Here is a 20,124-nt window from a genome sequence, read left to right as displayed (position 1 = left end):
CGCCTGCACCTCTCCAGCCAGGCGAAAGCGCTCCGGTAGAGTCCCAACCGCCTGAGCCACCATCCGAGGACTCGCGTCATGCCCGAAGACCCGCAGGGACGCTCCGATTTCTCCCGGCTGCCCCATGAATCCGTTCAGCGGCTGACCAGACCGCTGGCCCGCTTCCTGCGCATCGAGGCCGTCGCCGCTGCCGTTCTGCTGTTCTTCACGGTCGCTGCCGTGGGGCTTGCCAATTCACCCTGGGCCGAGGCCTTTCTGGGCGTATGGGAAACCCCCATGGGGCTGCAGATCGGCTCGCTGGCGTTTGTCCGCTCCATGAAAGACTGGATCGGTGACGGGCTGATGACCCTGTTCTTCTTCCTCGTCGCCGTGGAGCTCAAGCGGGAGCTGGTGCTGGGCGAATTGCGTCAGCCGCGCATGGCCGCCTTGTCGGTCTCGGCGGCTCTGGGGGGCATGGCAGTACCGGCGGCGCTGTACCTGCTCCTGCAGTCGGGTCAGCCCGGCGAGGCGGGCTGGGGTGTGGTCATGTCCACCGACACCGCCTTCGTGATCGGCTGCCTGGCGCTGCTGAAGTCGCGCATTCCGCAAAGCCTGCGGGTATTCATGCTGTCGCTGGCGATCGTCGACGACATCGGCGCCATCCTGGTGGTCGCCATCGGCTATGGCCATGACCTGTCCTGGAGTGCGCTGGCTTTCGCCGTCGTGGGTCTCGCGGTGGTTCGCCTGATGGCCCTCGTCGGCATTCGCAGCATTGCGCTCTACATCCTGGCGGGCGTCTTCATCTGGTTCGCCGTCGACCGCTCCGGAGTCCATGCGACGATCAGCGGCGTGCTCCTGGGGTTGATGACCCCCACCGGCCGGTGGGTCAGCGACGAGCGCCTGTATGGCATTCTGGATCGAGTCATCGCGTATCCGGCCGGCAATGAAGGGAGCGGGGACACCCGGGACCGGCAGTCCTTGCGTCTGGCGGAAACCGCGGCGCGCGAAACCCTGGCGCCGGCCGAACGGATCCAGATCGCCCTGCATCCGTGGGTAGCCTATCTGGTCATGCCGCTCTTCGCCTTCGCCAACGCCGGGGTGTCGCTGTCCCCGGGCGATCTCGGCGGCTCCATCAGCGTCGCGGTGTTCGTCGGCTTCGCGCTCGGCAAGCCCGCCGGCATCCTGGCCTTCACCTGGCTGGCGCTGCGCCTGGGCGCGATGAGGCCCCCCGAGCTTGAGTGGAAGCTGCTGGCCGGCGGCGGCATCCTCGCCGGGATCGGCTTCACCATGGCGCTGTTCATCAGCAACCTGGCGTTCGACAGGAGCCTGCTCGATCAGGCCAAACTGGGCATCTTCCTCGCCTCGCTCTTTTCCGCCGCCGTGGGTCTCGCCTTCCTGTTCCGGGTGACCCGCCAGAAGAACCGCGCCTCCTGAGGCGCACGGGACAGGCAATCGCACGCCTGGCGGCCGGTCCGTGCCGGCGCGACCGCCCGTTTCCCCTTCGCCGGCGGCGGTCGGGCGCGACACCCGCTGTCGTCCTCGAGTGGCACAATGTCGCCCTTCTTTGCACAAGGGAGCAGGGCATGCAGGGTGACGAGGGGCTGACGCCGGGTCTGATGGTGGTGCACGGCAACCGCCTGGAGGAGCTGCGCGAGCTGGTGGTGGAGTGGATGCGGCTGCATCCGCTGGCGCCGCTGGAGAACGAGGTGGTGCTGGTGCAGAGCAACGGCATCGCCCAGTGGCTGAAGCTGGCGCTGGCCGGGCAGGACAGCTGCGGCATCGCCGCGGCGATCCAGGTCGAGCTGCCGGCGCGCTTTCTCTGGCGCAGCTATCGCGCGCTCTTGGGCGGCGCCGACATCCCCCTGGAGTCGCCGCTCGACAAGGCGCCGCTGACCTGGCGGCTGATGCGCCTGCTGCCGGGCCTTTTGCAGGGCGAGGCGTTCGCCCCGCTGCGCCGCTTCCTCGAAGGCGACGCCGACCTACGCAAGCGCCACCAGCTGGCCGAGCGCCTGGCCGACCTGTTCGACCAGTACCAGGTGTACCGCGCCGACTGGCTGGCCGACTGGGCCGAGGGCCGCGACCAGCTGCGCACCTCGCGGCAGGGCGCGAGGCCGCTGGACGAGGCGGTGCGCTGGCAGCCGGCGCTGTGGCGCGCCCTGCTCGAGGACGTCGGCCGCCAGGCGCTGGCCGCCAGCCGCGCCGGCGTGCACCTGCGCTTCGTCGAGCGCCTGCGCACGCTCGAGGCGGCGCCGCCCGGCCTGCCGCGCCGGGTCATCGTGTTCGGCATCTCCTCGCTGCCGGCGCAGACCCTCGAGGCGCTGGCCACCCTGGCGCGCTTCAGCCAGGTGCTGCTCTGCGTGCACAACCCCTGCCAGTACCACTGGGGCGACATCGTTCCCGACCAGGACCTGCTGCGCCACCAGTACCGCCGCCAGCAGCGCAAGGGCGGCCTGGCGCCGGGGCTGTCCGCCGAGGACCTGCACCAGCACGCCCATCCGCTCCTGGCCGCCTGGGGCAAGCAGGGCCGCGACTACATCAACCTGCTCGACATGCACGACGACCCCGAGCACTACCGCGAGCGCTTCGCCATCCTCGGCGGGCGCATCGACCTGTTCGGCGCGGGCGACACCACGCACCTGCTCGGCCAGCTGCAGGACGACATCCTCCACCTGCGCACCCTGGAGGAAACCCGCCAGGCGTGGCCGCCGGTCGATCCCGGGGCCGACCGCTCGCTGCGCTTTCACATCGCCCACAGCGCCCAGCGCGAAGTCGAGATCCTCCACGACCAGCTGCTGGACCGCTTCGCCGCCGACCCGAGCCTGCGCCCGCGCGAGGTGATCGTCATGGTCCCGGACGTCAACGCCTACGCGCCGCACATCCAGGCGGTGTTCGGCCAGTACGCCCAGGACGACGACCGCTACATCCCCTTCACCCTCGCCGACCAGGGGCAGCGCGGCTGCGATCCGCTGCCGATTGCCGTCGAACAGCTGCTGAGATTGCCGGAAGGCCGGCTGACCGTCAGCGAGGTGCTCGACCTGCTCGACGTGCCGGCGCTGCGCGCGCGCTTCGCCATCGAGGCGAGCGAGCTGCCGACCCTGCGCCGCTGGATCGAGGGCGCCGGCATCCGCTGGGGCCTGGACGCCGAGCGCCGCGCCGGCCTCGGCCTGCCGGCGAACCTGGAGCAGAACACCTGGCGCTTCGGCCTGCGCCGCATGCTGCTCGGCTACGCGGTGGGCCGCGGCGCGCCCTGCGCCGGCATCGAGCCCTTCGACGAGATCGGCGGGCTGGACGCCGCGCTGATCGGCCCGCTGGTGCAGCTGCTCGACGCCCTCGACGCCCTGCACCGGCGCCTGGCCAAGCCTGCCGCGCCGGCGGAGTGGGGGCGCATCCTGCAGGCCATGCTCGGCGACTTCTTCCTGGCGCAGAGCGAGCGCGACCAGACCCTGCTCGGCCAGCTCGGCGAGGCGCTGGAGGAATGGCTGGAGCTGTGCGCCGGGGTCGCTCTGGAGGAGCCCCTGCCGCTCAGCGTGGTCCGCGAGGCCTGGCTCGGCACCCTGGATCAGGGTCGCCTGAGCCAGCGCTTTCTGGCCGGCGCGGTGAACTTCTGCACCCTGATGCCGATGCGCGCCATTCCGTTCCGCATGGTCTGCCTGCTCGGCATGAACGACGGCGACTACCCGCGCAGCGTGACGCCGCTGGATTTCGACCTGATGGCCGGCGATTACCGCCCGGGCGACCGCTCGCGCCGCGAGGACGACCGCTACCTGCTGCTCGAGGCGCTGCTCGCCGCCCGCGAGCAGCTCTACATCAGCTGGGTGGGGCGCAGCATCCGCGACAACTGCGAGCGGCCGGCCTCGGTGCTGCTCGGCCAGCTGCGCGACCATGCCGCCAGCGGCTGGCGTTTGCGGGAGGAATACTATGACGCGAGCGATCCAGAGGCTGACAAAGCGAAAAAGCTGCTCGCAGCGCTGACCACCGAACATCCGTTGCAGCCGTTCAGCCGCCGCTATTTCGCGGGCGACGGTGCGCTGTTCAGCTACGCCCGCGAATGGGCGGCGCTGCATCGCCAGGACGGGCCGGCCGGGGCGGCGCAGGCGCTGCCGCCGTTCGAGCCGGACGGCGCGCTGGCCCTGGAGACCCTGCAGAATTTCCTGCGCGACCCGGTCAAGCACTTCTTCACCCAGCGCCTCAAGGTGCATCTGGACGAAGAGGCGCAGGCGCAGCTCGACGAGGAGCCCTTCGGCCTCGACGGCCTGGAGCTGCACCAGCTGCGCCAGACCCTGCTGGACGCCGCCACTCTGGCCCTGGAGGACGACCCGGCGCAGGTCGGGCCGGCGCTCGAGGCCGCCGCCCTGCGCCTGCAGCGCAGCGGCCGGCTGCCGCTGGCCGGTTTCGGCGAGCGCCTGCGCGAGGCCGTGCTGAAGCCGCTGCCGGAGCAGATCGGGCGCTACCGGGCGCTCTGCGCGGACTGGCCCGAACGCCTGGACTCGCCGAAACCCTTGCAGTTCGCGCATGCCGGCGTCGAGCTGCAGGGCTGGCTCGGTGGCCTGCGCCGCAATGCCGGCGGCGCGCTGGCGCGCATCGAGCTGCAGCCCGGCGACCTCCGGCGCGGCAAGGACGGCTGGAAATGGCACCGCCTGCTCAGGCCCTGGGTGGCGCATGTCGCCGCCGCGGCCTGCGACGTGCCGCTGACCACCCTGCTGGTCAGCGAGGATGCCAGCCTGAAGTTCGCCCCCATCGAGCAGGCGAAGGCGCAGGCGATCCTGCGCCTGTGGCTGGAAGCCTGGCGCGCCGGTCTGGAGGCGCCGCTGCCGGTGGCGCTGAATACCGCCATCGCCTGGCTGCTCAATGTGGACGACGAGGCGAAGGCCGGAGAGGCCGCCTGCAAGGCCTACGAGGGCGGCTACAACCACGGCGGCGAGGCGGCCGGCAGCGCCAGCCTGGCGCGCCAGTACCCGACCTTCGACGCGCTGACCGCAAGCGGCGATTTCCCCGAGTGGAGCCGCGACCTGTACCGGTCGTTGCTCGATCACCCGCCCGCAGAACTCACGGAGGAGGCCCGCGCATGAGCCAGCCGACGTCCCCCGCACGCCCGCTGGCGCTGCGTTTCCCGCTGCACGGCAGCCGGCTGATCGAGGCCAGCGCCGGCACCGGCAAGACCTTCACCATCTCCGCCCTGTACCTGCGCCTGGTGCTCGGCCACGGCGGCGAGGCGGGCTTTGCCCGCGAGCTGTTGCCGCCGGAGATCCTCGTGGTGACCTTCACCGACGCCGCCACCCGCGAGCTGCGCGACCGCATCCGCGCGCGGCTGGTCGAGGCGGCGAAGGTGTTTCGCGGCGAGGAAGACGGCGACGAACTGCTCCGGCAACTGCGCGGCGACTTCGCTGCCGAACGCTGGCCGGCCTGTGCGCGGCGCCTGGACATCGCCGCGCAGTGGATGGACGAGGCGGCGGTGTCGACCATCCACGGCTGGTGCCAGCGCATGCTGCGCGAGCACGCCTTCGACAGCGGCAGCCTGTTCACCCAGACCCTGGAGACCGACCACGGCGAGCTGATGGCCGAGGTGGTGCGCGACTACTGGCGCCAGCACTGCTACCCGCTCTCCGGCGCGGCGCTGGGCTGGGTGATGGAGCACTGGCAGCACCCCGATGCGCTGCTCAGGGACAAGCTGCGCCCGCTGCTCGGCGAGGCGCAGCCGCTGCCGGTCGAGGCGCTCGGCGCGCTGCTGGAGCGGGCGCTGGCCGCGCAGGCCGGCGAACTGGCCCGGCTGAAGGAAGGCTGGGGCGCCTGGGCCGGTGAGCTGGAGGCGCTGCTCGATGCGGCGCTGAAGGCCAAACAGGTGGACGGGCGCAAGATCCAGGCACGCTACTACCAGCCGTGGTGCGAGAAGCTGCGCGCCTGGGCCGCCGGCGACGAGGCGGGCCTCGACCTCGGCACCGGCTTCACCCGCCTGACCCCCGAGGGCCTGGCCGACGCCTGGAAGGGCGAGCCGCCGCGGCACCCGGCGCTGGAGGCCATGCGCGAGCTGCCGGCCCGCCTGAAGGCGCTGCCCGGCCCCGACGAGCCGGCCCGCCGCCACGCCGCCGCCTGGGTCTGCCGGCGCTTCGAGCAGGAGAAGCGCCGCCGCGCCGAAATGGGCTTCGACGACATGCTCACTCGCCTCGACGCCGCCCTGCAGGGCGACAACGGCGAGCGCCTGGCCGGAGTGATCCGCGGCCAGTTCCCGGTGGCGCTGATCGACGAGTTCCAGGACACCGACCCGCTGCAGTACCGCATCTTCGACCGCATCTACGAGGTGCAGGCCAACCGCGCCGACGGCGGCCTGTTCCTGATCGGCGATCCCAAGCAGGCGATCTACGCCTTCCGCGGCGCCGACATCCACACCTACCTGCGCGCCCGCCAGGCCACCGCCGGCCGCCACTACGACCTGGACACCAACTTCCGCTCCAGTCATGCGCTGGTCGCCGCGGTCAATCGGGTGTTCCGGCTGGCCGAGCAGCGCGAGGCCGGGTCCGGCGCCTTCCTGTTCCGCGAGGGCGCGGCCAATCCGCTGCCCTTTCACGAAGTGGGCGCGAAGGGCCGCGAGGAGCTCTGGCAGGTCGAGGGCAGCGCGCCGCCGGCGCTGACGCTCTGGCATCTGGCGGGCGAGGCGCCGCTGTCCGGCAGCGCCTATCGCAACGAGATGGCCGGACGCGCCGCCACCGAGATCGCCCGCCTGCTGACCCTCGGCCAGCAGGGCAAGGCGGGCTTCGCCCGGGACGGCCGGCTGCAGCCGCTGTGCCCCAGCGACATTGCCATCCTGGTGCGCAATTTCAAGGAAGCCGAGGCGATCCGCGGCGAGCTCGCCGCGCGCGGGGTGCGCAGCGTCTACCTGTCGGACAAGGATTCGGTGTTCGCCAGCCCCGAGGCGCGCGACCTGCTGCTCTGGCTGCGCGCCTGCGCCGAGCCGGACGTCGACCGCCCGCTGCGCGCCGCGCTGGCCAGCCGCAGCCTGGGCCTCGAACTGGCCGAGCTGGAGCGGCTGAACCAGGACGAGCGCATCTGGGAGCGGCGCGTCATGCAGTTTCGCGGCTACCGCCAGCGCTGGCAGCGCCAGGGCGTGCTGCCGATGCTCCATCAGCTCTTGCACGACTTCGACCTGCCGCAGCGGCTGATGGCACGCCCCGACGGCGAGCGCGCGCTGACCAACCTGCTGCACCTGGCCGAGCTGCTGCAGCGCGCCGCCGTCGAGCTGGACGGAGAGCAGGCGCTGATCCGCCACCTGTCCGAGCTGCTGGCCGGCGAGATCCAGGCTGCCGAGGAGCAGGTGCTGCGCCTGGAGAGCGACGCGGCGCTGGTGCGGGTGGTGACCATCCACAAGTCCAAGGGCCTCGAATACCCGCTGGTGTTCCTGCCGTTCGTCTGTGCCTTCCGCGCGGTGGAGGGCGGCCAGCCGCTGCAGGTGCACGACGGTGAGCGCCGCCGGCTGGTGCTGAGCCCCGGTGCGGAGGAGGTGGCGCTGGCCGACCGCGAGCGTCTCGGCGAGGAGCTGCGCCTGCTCTACGTGGCCCTGACCCGCGCCTGCCACGCCTGCTGGCTGGGCATCGCCGACCTCAAGGCCGGCAACGCCAGGCAGTCGCGCCTGCACGACTCGGCGCTCGGCTATCTGCTCGGCGGCGGCGCACCGCTGGCCGACACGGCTGCGCTGGAGCAGTGGCTGGCGCCGCTCGACGTGGCGGGTGAAAGCTGCGTGCTGGCGGCGCCGGAGGTCGGCCATGAAGCCTTCCGCGAGCAGTTGGCCGCCAAGGCCGAGCCGCACTGGCGCACCCCGGCGCGGCGCGCCGCCGAGCACTGGTGGATCGCCTCCTACAGCGCCCTGCAGACCGGCGCGACCGAGGCAGTCGTCGCCAGCCGCTTCGACGACGCCGCGCCGGACAGCCCGGCGGCGCAGAAGGCCGCCGACGACGAGCGCGTGAGCGTGTTCGTGCCGCTGCGCGCGGGCGAAACGCCGACCCTGCACCGTTTCCCGCGCGGCCCCAATCCCGGCACCTTCCTCCACGGCCTGCTGGAAATGGCCGGTAGCGAGGGCTTCGCCGCGCTGGCCGAAAGACCTGCGCGGCTGCGCGAGCTGATCGCCCGGCGCTGCCAGCTGCGTGGCATGACCGAGTGGATCGAGCCGCTGGCCGACTGGCTGCTCGAGCTCCTGACCACGCCCCTGGCGCTCGGCGCTGGCGAGCGCGCCGCGCTGGCCGGACTGCGCCAGTACCAGCCGGAGCTGGAGTTCTGGTTCGAGGCGCGCCAGGTCGACGTGCGCCGGATCGACACCCTGGTGCAGCGCCATGTGCTGCCCGGCAGGTTGCGTCCGGCGCTGACCAAAGACCGGCTCAACGGCATGTTCAAGGGCTTCATCGACCTGGTGTTCGAGCACGGCGGGCGCTACTACCTGCTCGACTACAAGTCCAACTGGCTGGGCGAGGGCGACGCCGCCTACACCGCCGAGGCGATGGCGGCGGCGGTCGCCAGCCATCGCTACGACCTGCAGTACGTGCTCTATCTGCTGGCGCTGCACCGCCAGCTGCAGGCGCGCCTGCCCGGCTACGACTACGACGAGCACCTGGGCGGCGCGCTCTATCTGTTCCTGCGCGGCAGCCGCACGGCGGGGCAGGGCATCCACCATGCCCGCCCGCCGCGCGAACTGATCGAGGCGCTGGATGCGCTGTTCAAGGGTGAGAAAGCGGAGGCCCTGGCATGAGCGAACAACTGTCCCTGCTGATGGGCGAAGCGGCGCCGGCCGCCGAACTGCACGACGCCGCCGGCCTGCTGGCGCTGCTCGACGCCTGGGTCGAGCGCGGCTGGCTGCGCGCCCTCGACCGCGCGCTGGCCGGCTTCTTCCGCGAACTGGACGACAACTGCCCGCCGCTGGCGCTGCTCGCTGCCGCCCTGGCCAGCCACCAGCTCGGCCACGGCCACGTCTGCCTGGATCTGGCGGCGACCCTGGCCAGCCCGGACTTCGCCCTGTCGCTGCCGCCGGAAGGCGAGGACGCCGCGCGCGCCAGCCTGCTGCCCTCGGAGATCCTCGCCGGCGTCGAGCTGGCGCAGTGGCGGGCGGCGCTGGCCGCCAGCCGCCTGGTGGCGCTCGACGGCGCGGGCGAGGAGGCGCCGCTGGTGCTCGCCGGCGAGCGCCTCTACCTGCGCCGCTACTGGAACTACGAGCGCGCGGTGGCCGCGGCGATCGGCGCGCGGCTGAACGACGCGCCGGCGCTGCCGGCAGATCTTTCCCATAGCCTGGGCCAGCTCTTCCCCGAGCCGCTGCTGGTCGACGGCGAGCGCCAGACCGACTGGCAGAAGCTCGCCTGCGCCCTGGCCGCGCGCGGCAGCTTCAGCCTGATCACCGGCGGCCCCGGCACCGGCAAGACCACCACCGTGGTGCGCCTGCTGGCGCTGTTGCAGGCCCCGGCGCTGGCCGCCGGCCAGGCGCTACGCATCCGCCTCGCCGCACCGACCGGCAAGGCCGCCGCGCGGCTGACCGAATCCATCGGCGTTCAGATCGCCTCGCTGGATGTGGATAACTCGGTGAAAAAGGCCATTCCCAGCGAGGTCACCACCCTGCACCGGCTGCTCGGCAGCCTGCCGGACAGCCGCCACTTCCGCCACCACGCCGGCAACCCTCTGCCGCTCGACGTGCTGGTGGTCGACGAGGCGTCGATGATCGATCTGGAGATGATGGCCTGCTTGCTCGCCGCCCTGCCGCGCCACGCCCGGCTGATCCTCCTCGGCGACAAGGACCAGCTCGCCTCGGTGGAGGCCGGCGCGCTGCTCGGCGATCTGTGCCGCGACGCCGAGGGCGGCTTCTACGGCGCCGACACCCGCGCCTGGCTGGAGGCGGTCGGCGGCGAAACCCTCGCCGACCCCGCCTTGCGGGAAGGCGACGCCGGGCGCCAGCCGCTGGCCCAGCGCACCGTGATGCTGCGCCACTCGCGGCGCTTCGGCAGCGGCTCGGGCATCGGTCGCTTGGCCCGCGCGGTCAACTGTCGCGATGCGGCCGGCGCGCGGACCATCCTCGCCGAAGGCGGCCGCGACCTGCACGTGCTGCGCCTGCGCGGCGAGGAGGATGCAGCGCTGGAGCGCCTGCTGCTCGGCGGCCTGCCGATGCAGGGCCAGGCCAGGCCGCAGGGCTACGCCCATTACCTCGAGCTGCTGCGCGAGAAGCGCCCGGCCGCCGACTGCCCGCCCGACCATGTGGACTGGAAGAACTGGGCAGCAGCGGTGCTCAAGGCCTTCGACGAATTCCAGCTGCTCTGCGCCGTGCGCAAGGGACCTTGGGGCGTGGAAGGGCTCAACCCGCGGATCGCCGCGGCCCTGCACCGGCGCGGCCTGCTCGAGGGCGACCAGGGCTGGTACGAAGGGCGTCCGGTGCTGATGACTCGCAACGACTACAGCCTGGGCCTGATGAACGGCGACATCGGCATCGCCCTGCGCCTGCCCGAGCCCGACGCGCCGGCGCAGACGGTGCTGCGCGTGGTCTTCCCGCGCAACGACGGCTCGGATGGGCTGCGCTACATCCTGCCCAGCCGCCTGAGCGCGGTGGAGACGGTGTTCGCCATGACCGTGCACAAATCCCAGGGCTCGGAATTCGCCCACACCGCGCTGATCCTCCCCGACACCCTCAACCCGGTGCTGACCAAGGAACTGGTCTACACCGGCATCACCCGCGCGCGGCACTGGTTCAGCCTGATCGAAAGCCGCAGCAGCGTGTTCGACGAGGCGGTCAGGCGGCAGGTGGAGCGGAGAAGCGGGCTGGTGGAGGCGTTGAGGGAGAGAGCGATGCCTGGATGAGCAGGGAGACTGCTACCGGAATCGGAAGCGGGTGTACTGGTGGCTGGTGACTGGTGGTCAGCCCCGGCGACGAACTGTGCGGCGTGGCAGGAGCGGCCGAGGAGAGGGGGAAGGCGCGTGGGCGGTGGCCGACAAAAGAAAATGCCGGCGATGCTGCTGGAGGACAACATGCCGGCGTGCTATGGAAGCAGAAAGCTCACAGTGATGACCATCTGCAGTGTACCCGGATGGCGTACCCCGTCACCGTGGCATGGCGTCACTGTGGCAGGGTGACTCAGGCCTACACTTGCCCGGCTCCGCGTGTATTGCCCCGGAAACGCCCTGCTGCCAGGTGCAGCACCCTCGGTGCGAAGGCGTCGAGTCACTTTCTTCGGCGCAAAACAAAAACGGCGAGGGGTTAGCCTCGCCGTTTTTGACATCTCACCTCATCCCTGGGAGTCATCATCCTGATGATGCCGCGATCCTTGCGGCGGTTCCCTTGTCTTCAAGCCCTAGCAGCCTTCATCGATCCTTCGATGTCGGTATGGGAGTCACTCTACTCCGACAGCCGTTCCGATCCTATTGGGCGAACGCTCGATCTGCTGTAGGCGATGGCTTACAGCGGGACGCCGCCCGAGCAGGTCCGGCAGGGCAATCGCATGAAGCGAAATGTCGGCATGCATACGCCTCTGTAAGAGCGGATTCATCCGCGACCGCCCCGCATGCGGGGCGTAGATGTTCAACGATTTGCCGCACCTATGGCGCGGGTCGCGAATGAATTCGCTCCTACACGTTCATGCGATTGCCCTGGCAGGTCCGGGCTGATCGGTGCATGACCGTGCAGGATGCGGGACAGGGTTTCCCGGGCGAAGCCCAGCCGGCGGGCCAAGCGCTTGGCGCACCGCGGCCGGCGCCATGTGGCACACCCTTGCGCAAACCATCGGATTGTCCCTCTTTTGCCAACCCCGTCGCGCTTTGCGGATGTCGCCCGAAATCCATCACGTGTGAGATATTGCCAGCGCTGGGACTTTGATCTAGATTTTCTCACATGTGATGGATCGGGTGAGCCATGCCAAGCAGGAAATCCACTCCGGCCGGGGCGAAGAAGAAGCCGTCCAGCTTCTACATGAAGCGCATGCGCGGCGCGCTGGCCGAGGCCGGTTACGTGAAGCACGAGAGCTGGGTGCTGCCCGAGAACCGGGAGCTGCTCAAGCGGCTCGAGAAGCGATTACGTCAGCCGCTGTTGGCCGGCACATTCAGACTGGAGGAATACATGAGCGCAGGGGAACACTGGACCATCGACCGCCTCTACGGCGCCTTGCAGGCGCTCGATGAAGTGAGGTCCGGGGAGATCGGCATCGCCCTGGTCCAGGGCGCCGAGCCGAGCATCAGGCTGGAGATGAACGAGTACGGCGGCCTGCCGATCTACCTCGCGGTGGTCGGCGAGCAGATCATCGTCGATTCCGTGCTGGTCGATCGGGAGGCCATCGCCGACGTCGCCCGCTTCAACGACGCCGTGCTGCGCAGCCGGGAGCTGTTCCCGCTGTCCTCGATCGGCATCGAGACGATGCCCAACGGGCAGACCGTCTACAACATGTTCGGCGCGCTCAGCGCCGCTTCCAGCCTGACCAACGTGGTGACCGAGGTGTTCACCCTGGTCGACAACCTTCAGCGCGCCGCCGAGGCGTTCGAAGACTTCTTCAAGTAACAGGGGAGCATCCGCATGTCAGGCACGTCCATCTGGAGCAAGCTGTTCACCGCCATCCGCGGCGGCGCCAGCGAAGTCGGCGAGGCCATCGTTGACCAGCAGGCGCTGCGCATCCTCGATCAGGAGATCCGCGACGCCGACGCCGCACTGGCCGAGGCCCGTCAGGAGCTGGCCGCGATCATGGCTAAGCACAGCCTGGCGACCCGCCGCGTGGCCGAGCACGACGCCAAGATCCACGACCTCGAAGCCAAGGTCCTGGCAGCGCTGAAGGCCAGTCGCGAGGATCTGGCGACCGAGGTCGCGCAGCTGATCGCCAACCTGACCAACGAGCGCGACGCCGAGCACCGGCAGGCCGGCGAGTTCGGCGCCTACGTCGAGAAGATGCGCAAGGACGTCGCCAAGGCCGAGGCGCGCATCAGGAGCCTGCGCCAGCAGGTCGACATGGCCCGCGCCCGCGAGAGCGTGCAGAAGGCTCAGGTCAGCGCCTCGATCGCCAGTGGCGGGGCCAACGGCAAGCTGGAGACCGCGGTCGGCACCCTCAATCGCCTGAAGGCCAGGCAGGACCTGCGCGCCGCCGAGCTGGAGGCTCAGGAGCAGCTGGCCGAGGCGTCCACCGGCAGCGACCTGGAGCGGCGCCTGAAGGAAGCCGGCATCGTGCCGGATGCCGGCAGCGCCAATGCGGTGCTGGAGCGCCTGCGCAAGCAGGCCGCCGAGTAAGGCATTGGCGCGCCGGGGACGGGGGAGGACCCGTCCCCGGCGCGCCGCAGGTCAGGGACAGGCAGTGAATATCGTCGACGGATTCCGCGTGGTGGCCGGTGTGGCCGGGCTGATGCTGGCGCTGCAGGTGGTCAACGCGCTCAGCGGCTACAGCCTCAACGGCTTCGGCCTGCTGCCGCAGTCGCTCTGGGGGCTGCCGGGTATCGTCGCCGCGCCCTTCCTGCATGGCTCGTTCGCGCACCTGGCCGGCAACCTGCTGCCTTTCCTGGTGCTCGGCAGCCTGGTGGCCGCCGAGGGCAGGCGGCGCTTCGTCGCCGTCAGCCTGGTCGTCGTCCTGCTCGGCGGCCTGCTGGTCTGGCTGTTCGGCCGGGACGGTCTGCATGTCGGCGCCAGCGGCTGGGTGTTCGGCCTGTGGGCCTGGCTCCTGGCGCGGGCCTGGTACCGGCGCAACTGGCGCAACCTGCTGGTCGCCGGCGTGGTGCTCCTGCTCTACGGCGGCCTGGTCTTCGGCCTGCTGCCGGGGCGGGGGACCTCGTTCGAGTCGCACATCGCCGGAGCGCTCGCCGGCCTGGTCGCGGCGCGGCTGCTGCCGCCCTGATCCCCTGCACTGGAATCGGAAGCCATGTCGATCTTCGTCCTGCTGCGCCTTCATGCAGCCGTCTTCTTCGCGCGCTTCAGCTGGGCCGGGCTGGGCCTGGCCACGGGGCTGCATGCCCTGGTCGCCTACGCGGGCCTGCTGGCGCTGGGCGAGTCGCACCTGACGGCGCCGGCGACCTATGCGTATTTCTATCTGACCACGGCGCTGACCGTCGGCTAAGGCGATCTCGCGCCCCTGTCGCCGGCCGGGCGCCTGTTCGTGGCCGGCTGGGTGATGATCGGCGGCATCGCCCTGCTCACCGCGACGATCGGCAAGGCCACCAATCTGGTGATCGAATTCTGGAGAAAAGACATGAAGGGCAAGGGGGACTACACCGACCGCACGGCCCACACGGTGCTGATCGGCTGGGAGGGGAAGGTCAGCGAGCGGGTCGTCGAGCTGCTGCTCGAGGACGAAACCTCCAACGACGACCTGATCGTGATCTGCGATGCGGCCCTGGAAGAAAACCCGATGCCGGGCCAGGCCGCCTTCGTCCGCGGCGACAGCCTGTCCTCGGCTGCCCTGCTACGCCGCGCCGGCGTGCCCGGCGCCGAGCGGGTGCTGGTGCGCACCGGCTCGGACGACCTGACCCTGGCCACGGTGCTGGCGGTCAACCAGCTGAATCCGGCGGGCCACGTCGTGGCGCATTTCAACGACAGTGAGACCGCCGCCCTGGCCCGCGCCTACGCGCCGAAGCTGGAGTGCACCTCCGGCATAGCCATCGAGATGCTGGTGCGCTCCTCCCAGGACCCCGGCTCGTCGGAGGTGATCAACGAGCTGCTCAGCGTCGGCCAGGGCGCCACCCAGTACCGGCTGAAGCTGCCGGACGGCTTCGAGGGGCGCTTCGGCGACCTCTACCTGAGTTTCAAGCAGCGCCACAACGCGACCCTGATCGGCCACCGCGCCATCGGCGAGCACCTGCCGGCGGTCAACCCGCCCGGCGACACCCGCATCCGGGGCGGCGAGCTGTTCTACATCGCCGCCGCCCGTCTCAAGGAGAATTGCCATGAGCTGGCTTAAGCGCATGATGGGCTTCGAAGCCCCGAAGAGCGAAACCGTGGCGCCGGCGGCCGGTCCGCTGGGGCTCGCCTGCGGCCGGGCGGTGGGCTTCGATCCCAGCCTGGGCCTGCTGCTCGAGGGCCATTCCCGGGTCTGCGTGCCCGCCAGCCAGTCGATCTGGAGCGAGGGGGTGATCGACCTCGGCCAGTCCCACTGGCTGTCGCGCTACTACCTGGACGACCAGGACTTCTGGCTGCAGGTCCATACCAGCGGCGCGCGGGACGGGCAGGTCGAGTCGCTGATCCTGTTCAACTACCTCGACTGCGCCAGCGTCGCCAGCGAGGCGGAGCTGCGCCGCCTGGCCGGGCCGGACAGCCCCATCGGCCTGCCGCGCTACAGCCTCGATGGGGTCGAGTTCGTCCGCGAGTGGGGCAGCGAGCAGGGCCAGACCCGGCTGGTGGATTTCTTCGAGCGCGTGCGCAGCGCCAACGACGAGGCCTACGGCATCGGTCACTACGCGATGCTCTACGCCCGCGACACCGGACTCACCGCGCGGCGCGAGTTCCTGCTGTTCACGGTCGAGGAGGACGGCGAGGGCGCCGTCAGCCTCAGCACCGCGCTGGGCGTCTCGCTCTACACCACCGATCTGCACCTCATCTGAAACAGGGAAATACCGATGCTCGACGCACTGCAAATGTCGCTCAACAAGGCGGCCGTGTTCGGCTTCCTCGCCTACATGCTGGGCGCGGCGGTCCTCTTCTTCCTCTTCCAGCTGGTCTACACGCGGCTCACCCCGCACCGCGAGTTCGCCCTGATCCGCGAGGGCAACGTGGCGGCGGCGATCGCCCTGGCCGGGGCGATCGTCGGCTTCGCCATCCCCGCCAGCAACGTCATCGCCCATTCGGTCGGCCTGCTCGACTTCGTGGTCTGGACGCTGATCGCCGCCATCGTCCAGCTGCTGGCCTTCTTCGCCGTCCACCTGGCGCTGCGCGACCTGCCGGCGCGGATCCAGAAGGGCGAGATCGCCGCCGGCATCTACGTGGCGGCGGTGGCGGTCGGCGTCGGCCTGCTGAACGCCGCCTGCATGACCCCCAACTGAGCGGCCGGCGGGAGGCCCCGATGAAGCGAAGCAGTTACGTGCAACTGTCCCTGGCCACCTCGATCAGCCTGGCGATCGCCGGCTGCGACGGCCCGCAGGACACCTACAACATCGAGCAGAAGTTCCGCTTCCAGTCGGTGCAGGAATGCGTGAACCAGAAGTTTCCGGTCGACGTCTGCTCCGACGCCTACATGACCGCCCTGGCCGAGCACCGGCGCGTCGCGCCGGTGTACGAGCGGCAGGCCGACTGCGAGGCCGATTTCGTGCCCGGCTACTGCCAGACCGATTCCGCCGGCCGCTACGTGCCGCAACCGGGCGGCTTCGAGCTGACCGCCGGCGGCACCGTCAGCCAGGCGCAGATGGACAGCGCCCGCGCCCAGGCGGCCGCCTCGGGCAGCTCCATGGACGGCCTGCTGATGGGCCTTTTGATCGGCAACCTGATGAGCGGCGGCGGGCGCTATTACAGCGAGCCGGTGTATCGCCACCGCGACGGCCGCGGCACGTTCTCCACCTCGACCCTCGGCCGGCGCATCGAGCAGGGCGCGAGCTTCCCGAACTCGCAGCAGAGCCGCTACGGCCAGGGCTACAGTCGCACCACCAGCAAGCCGGTCTCGACCTCCGCGGCCACCTCGCGCGGCGGCTTCGGCAGCCAGTCCAGCGCGCGCAGCGGCTGGGGCGGCAGCAGCAGCGTCGGCGGCTGAGGAGGCCTCATGCAGAGAATCGCGATCGACGAACGGCCGGACTGGCGGCGGACCGCCGAGCGGCTCGGCTTCCGCTTCCACACCATCGACGGCGAGCCCTATTGGGACGAGCGCGCCTACTACCGCTTCAGCCTCGCCCAGGTCGAGCAGGACATCGAGGCGCCGACCAACGAGTTGCACGCGATGTGCATGGACCTGGTCGAGCGGGTGGTGCACAGCGAGGAACTGCTCGAGCGCCTGGCGATCCCGCCGGCGTTCCACGAGCTGATCCGCACCTCCTGGGTCGAGGGCCATCCGCACCTCTACGGACGCATGGATTTCTCCTACGACGGGCACGGGCCGGCCAGGCTGCTGGAACTGAACTACGACACCCCGACCAGCCTCTACGAGAGCGCCGCCTTCCAGTGGGGCTGGCTGGAGGAGTGCATGGCCCTCGGCAGGCTGCCGCGCCACGCCGACCAGTTCAACAGCATCGAGGACCAGCTGCGCCAGGCGTTCTCCGAGCTGGGCATCCGCCGGCCCTTCTACTTGGCCTCGATCCGCGGCTCGGCGGAGGACCGCGGCACCACCGACTACCTGCGCGGGATCGCCGAGCAGGTGGGCATCGCGACCCGCCACATCGACCTCGAGGACATCGGCCTGAACGCCGAAGGCCGCTTCGTCGATCTGGAGGAGCGCTGGATTCCCCACCTGTTCAAGCTGCATCCCTGGGAGTTCGTCTTCCACGAGCCGTTCGGCGCGGCGCTGGCCGACTGCGACACGCAGTTCTTCGAGCCGCCGTGGAAGGCGCTGCTCTCCAACAAGGGCATCCTGCCGCTGCTCTGGGAATTCCACGCAGGCCATCCGAACCTGTTGCCCTGCCACCTGGACACGGATGCCGCCAGGCCGGTGCCCAAAGGCTGGGTGCGCAAGCCCTTCTTCTCCCGCGAGGGAGCCAACGTGGAGCTGTGCACGGCGGCGGGCGAGGTGTTCCGGGTCGACGGTCCCTACACCGATGCGCCCTATATCCTGCAGGCCTGCGCGCCGCTGCCGCGCTTCGCCGGCAGCCACACCCTGATCGGCTCCTGGGTGATCGGCGACAACGCCGCGGGCATGGGCATCCGCGAGGACGATGGCCCGATCACCCGCGACTCCAGCCGCTTCCTGCCGCACGTCATCCTCGACTGAGGGGCGGCTTCACTCCAGCGGGAAATCCTTGCAGAGCGGCTCGAGCGCCTGGTCCGAACGCTGCGCAGCGTCGGCCAGGGCCTGGCGCCACGCCTCGCACAGGGGCTGCAGATCGGCCTCCCGCTCGGCCCGCTGCAGCCACTGCAGACGGTCGTGCCAGTCGCCGAGCGCCGATTGCGCCGCCTTCAGGCGCTTGGCCGTGCCGGCCGGCAGGGCCGACAGCTCGGGATAGGCCTCGTCGGCGTAGCGCACCCGCTTGATCAGCACGCGCAGCCGGTGGCGGTCATGGGCCGGATCGCGCAGGGCTTCGGCCAGCTTGCGCTGCTGCTTGGCCAGCCGATTGCGGATGTGCTTGCGCAGCCCCTGGAGATCGCCGAGCCGCTCGGCCCGGCGGCAGACTGCCGGCCAGGCCTCCAGGGCATTGCGCAACAACAGCCATTCGGCGCTGGCCAGCAGGGCATCGCGCCCCGCCTCCAGCGCTTGCCGGCGCGGCGCGCTCAGCTCGGCCAGACTGCGGGCCTGCAACTCCTGCAGCAGGACCTCGGTGTCGCGCAGCGGCGTGCTCGCATGGCCGACCGCCGCCGCCACGACCTCCAGCGCATCGATGTCGGACAGGCCGCGCAGCGGACGCAGCACGCTGCGCAACTGGCGCACGGCGACGCGCAGATCGTGCAGCGCTTCCTCGTCGCTGCGCGCCTGCAGCCGGGCGCCGCTGGCCATCAACGCGACATCCAGCTGCAAGACGTGCTCGACCAGCCGATCGACAATCATCTTTAATCTCTCAAACAGCCGGTGCGGCTACAGTGGCCGGATAACGTCGCGCGATCATCGCGACGGATGGATCGCCTGGTTGCCATGTGCCGGCAGCGGATGTGGAGCCTGCAGGCGCGCCTGCAACTGCGTGACGAAGGCTTCCGCCTTGATCTGACTGCTGAAATGGACCTTGTAGTGATTCAACCAAACTACATAGCCGGCCTGGTTACTGGCTTTTTCCATCCTGACGATCATTGCGAAGTCCGGGAAAGTGGAAAGGAGACGGACAGCTCTTGGCAACCGAATGCTCGGCTCTCGAGGCCCCGAGTCGATACTGACTATAGGCCAGCCCACGGCACTTGCCGCCGGCGGGGCCGACGGCGTCCGGCCCGGCAGGCGTCGCCGGTGCGATCGGAAGAGTGCTCGTCGGCCGCATGGCGGAGCGTATTTCAGGCGCTTTTCGGGTAATCCAGCTGGACTTTCGCGGGTTTGGTCGTGCCGACGGCCGACCAGGATTGCGTATCGAAGGAAAGCCTGGCGACGGCGCAGGTCGGCAGGTGGTCGATCTTGCTCGACAGGCGATGGGCGAGTTCGTCCAGCGCCGGGTTGTGACCGACCAGCATCACATCCTCCAGTTTGTCGTCGAACCCATGAATGATGTCGAGCAGGTTGTCCGCCTCGGAAACATACAGCTCGTTGTTGGTCATGATGTCTTTGGGCTTGTAATCGAGCGTCCTGGCGATGGCTTCCGCCGTGACGAGCGCCCGTTTTGCCGGGCTCGATACAATGAGATCGGGTTTCACCCCCCGTTTCGCCAGACGCTTGCCCATCTTCGGGGCATCGTTCTCGCCCCGCTCGGTCAAGGGCCGGTCCTGGTCGGGCAACTCGGGATCGTCCTTGCTTGCCTTGGCGTGACGAACGAGAAACAGCGTTTTCATGGTGCACTCACCTATTTGGCCGGTTCGGAAGCGTTGCCCCGTCCCTTGGGCGGCGTGCTTGCAGGGCACGCCCGCATGCGGCTTTCGGTTCGCCACCGAAGGCTGCATCCATGATGTGTCGACTCAAGCTAGATCATTGCCGGCCGATTGCAAGACGGCCCCGCTGGGCGCGGCAGGCGCCTTCCGCTCTGGCCCGCTCAGAAGGCTTCCCAGCGCTCCTCGGCGATGGCCAGGGCCGGCCTGGCAGGTTCCTTCGCCACGGCCAGCCTGTGCTGCTCTCCCGAGCGGGATTGCGCCGTGTCGCTCCGCGCCGCCCGGGCTTCCTGCCCTGCGCCCAGCCGGAACACCGCCACCGCCTCCTCCAGATGCCGCGCCTGCTCGGCCAGCGAGGACGACGCCGCCGACGCCTCCTGCACCAGCGCCGCGTTCTGCTGCGTCACCTCGTCCATCTGCGCGATCGCCGTGTTCACCTGGCCGATGCCCTCGCTCTGCTCGTGCGAGGCCGCCGAGATCTCGTCGATGATGTCGGTCACCCGCTGCACCGATCTGACCACTTCCTCCATGGTCCGGCCCGCCTGCTCGGCCAGCTGCGAGCCGTCGCCGACCCGCTTGGTCGAGGCCTCGATCAGCGC

Annotated in this window: 15 protein-coding genes and 2 pseudogenes; 12 read left to right on the top strand and 5 right to left on the bottom strand. The window is 70.1% G+C overall.

Going from position 1 to position 20,124, the window contains the following annotated elements; genetic code table 11:
* The first annotated feature begins 78 nt into the window (after positions 1-78).
* The 4 genes from nhaA to recD all read left to right on the top strand — a co-directional run bounded on the left by nhaA (position 79) and on the right by recD (position 10,794).
* The gene (gene nhaA, locus EV691_RS14210) at positions 79-1,413 is read left to right on the top strand and encodes a Na+/H+ antiporter NhaA (RefSeq protein WP_131297567.1); all 1,335 of its coding nucleotides are present in this window, start codon (positions 79-81) and stop codon (positions 1,411-1,413) included.
* Between the two features lie 149 nt (positions 1,414-1,562).
* Positions 1,563-5,048, top strand: coding sequence for an exodeoxyribonuclease V subunit gamma (gene recC, locus EV691_RS14205; protein ID WP_131297568.1), 3,486 nt, complete (start codon positions 1,563-1,565; stop codon positions 5,046-5,048).
* A complete protein-coding gene (gene recB, locus EV691_RS14200) occupies positions 5,045-8,710 on the top strand; it encodes an exodeoxyribonuclease V subunit beta (RefSeq protein ID WP_131297569.1) in 3,666 nt (1,221 codons plus the stop codon). The genes recC and recB overlap by 4 nt, the downstream gene beginning before the upstream one ends.
* Positions 8,707-10,794 (top strand): exodeoxyribonuclease V subunit alpha, encoded by a 2,088-nt coding sequence (gene recD, locus EV691_RS14195; RefSeq protein WP_131297570.1) that lies wholly within the window; start codon positions 8,707-8,709, stop codon positions 10,792-10,794. The genes recB and recD overlap by 4 nt, the downstream gene beginning before the upstream one ends.
* Positions 10,795-11,584: 790 nt before the next feature.
* Here the strand turns inward: recD and EV691_RS23910 are convergent.
* A pseudogene (locus EV691_RS23910) lies at positions 11,585-11,662 on the bottom strand (HigA family addiction module antitoxin); the annotation flags it as partial.
* Between the two features lie 180 nt (positions 11,663-11,842).
* Here EV691_RS23910 and EV691_RS14185 point away from each other — a divergent pair.
* From EV691_RS14185 to EV691_RS14150, 8 genes and pseudogenes are all read left to right on the top strand, one after another.
* Positions 11,843-12,481: a YjfI family protein gene (locus EV691_RS14185; RefSeq protein WP_131297571.1), complete on the top strand. Its 639-nt coding sequence runs from the start codon at positions 11,843-11,845 to the stop codon at positions 12,479-12,481.
* A gap of 15 nt (positions 12,482-12,496) precedes the next feature.
* A complete protein-coding gene (locus EV691_RS14180) occupies positions 12,497-13,198 on the top strand; it encodes a PspA/IM30 family protein (protein ID WP_131297572.1) in 702 nt (233 codons plus the stop codon).
* A 64-nt stretch (positions 13,199-13,262) separates the two neighbouring features.
* Positions 13,263-13,796, top strand: coding sequence for a rhomboid family intramembrane serine protease (locus EV691_RS14175; RefSeq protein WP_131297573.1), 534 nt, complete (start codon positions 13,263-13,265; stop codon positions 13,794-13,796).
* A 24-nt stretch (positions 13,797-13,820) separates the two neighbouring features.
* Positions 13,821-14,855: pseudogene (locus EV691_RS14170) on the top strand (ion channel).
* Positions 14,842-15,495 carry a DUF2491 family protein gene (locus EV691_RS14165; protein ID WP_131297574.1) on the top strand — a complete coding sequence of 218 codons (654 nt, stop codon included), beginning with the start codon at positions 14,842-14,844 and terminating at the stop codon, positions 15,493-15,495. The pseudogene EV691_RS14170 and the gene EV691_RS14165 overlap by 14 nt, the downstream one beginning before the upstream one ends.
* A 15-nt stretch (positions 15,496-15,510) precedes the next feature.
* A complete protein-coding gene (locus EV691_RS14160; protein ID WP_131297575.1) occupies positions 15,511-15,933 on the top strand; it encodes a DUF350 domain-containing protein in 423 nt (140 codons plus the stop codon).
* Between the two features lie 20 nt (positions 15,934-15,953).
* Positions 15,954-16,634 carry a DUF1190 domain-containing protein gene (locus EV691_RS14155; RefSeq protein WP_131297576.1) on the top strand — a complete coding sequence of 227 codons (681 nt, stop codon included), beginning with the start codon at positions 15,954-15,956 and terminating at the stop codon, positions 16,632-16,634.
* A 9-nt stretch (positions 16,635-16,643) separates the two neighbouring features.
* Positions 16,644-17,801: a glutathionylspermidine synthase family protein gene (locus EV691_RS14150; RefSeq protein WP_131297577.1), complete on the top strand. Its 1,158-nt coding sequence runs from the start codon at positions 16,644-16,646 to the stop codon at positions 17,799-17,801.
* A 9-nt stretch (positions 17,802-17,810) separates the two neighbouring features.
* Here EV691_RS14150 and EV691_RS14145 read toward each other — a convergent pair whose 3' ends face one another.
* The 4 genes from EV691_RS14145 to EV691_RS14130 all read right to left on the bottom strand — a co-directional run.
* Positions 17,811-18,572 (bottom strand): CHAD domain-containing protein, encoded by a 762-nt coding sequence (locus tag EV691_RS14145; RefSeq protein WP_131297578.1) that lies wholly within the window; start codon positions 18,570-18,572, stop codon positions 17,811-17,813.
* Between the two features lie 54 nt (positions 18,573-18,626).
* A complete protein-coding gene (locus EV691_RS14140; RefSeq protein ID WP_131297579.1) occupies positions 18,627-18,809 on the bottom strand; it encodes a hypothetical protein in 183 nt (60 codons plus the stop codon).
* A 194-nt stretch (positions 18,810-19,003) separates the two neighbouring features.
* A complete protein-coding gene (locus EV691_RS14135) occupies positions 19,004-19,492 on the bottom strand; it encodes a SixA phosphatase family protein (protein WP_131297580.1) in 489 nt (162 codons plus the stop codon).
* Between the two features lie 197 nt (positions 19,493-19,689).
* Positions 19,690-20,124 (bottom strand): methyl-accepting chemotaxis protein (locus tag EV691_RS14130; RefSeq protein WP_243649662.1); only part of this gene is annotated, 435 nt, incomplete at its 5' end.

The sequence above is a fragment of the Azotobacter chroococcum genome (genome assembly GCF_004339665.1).
Taxonomy (GTDB): Bacteria; Pseudomonadota; Gammaproteobacteria; order Pseudomonadales; family Pseudomonadaceae; genus Azotobacter; species Azotobacter chroococcum.
The sequence above is the reverse complement of the archived record's forward strand: the minus strand, read 5'-3'. Positions and strand labels throughout refer to the sequence as shown.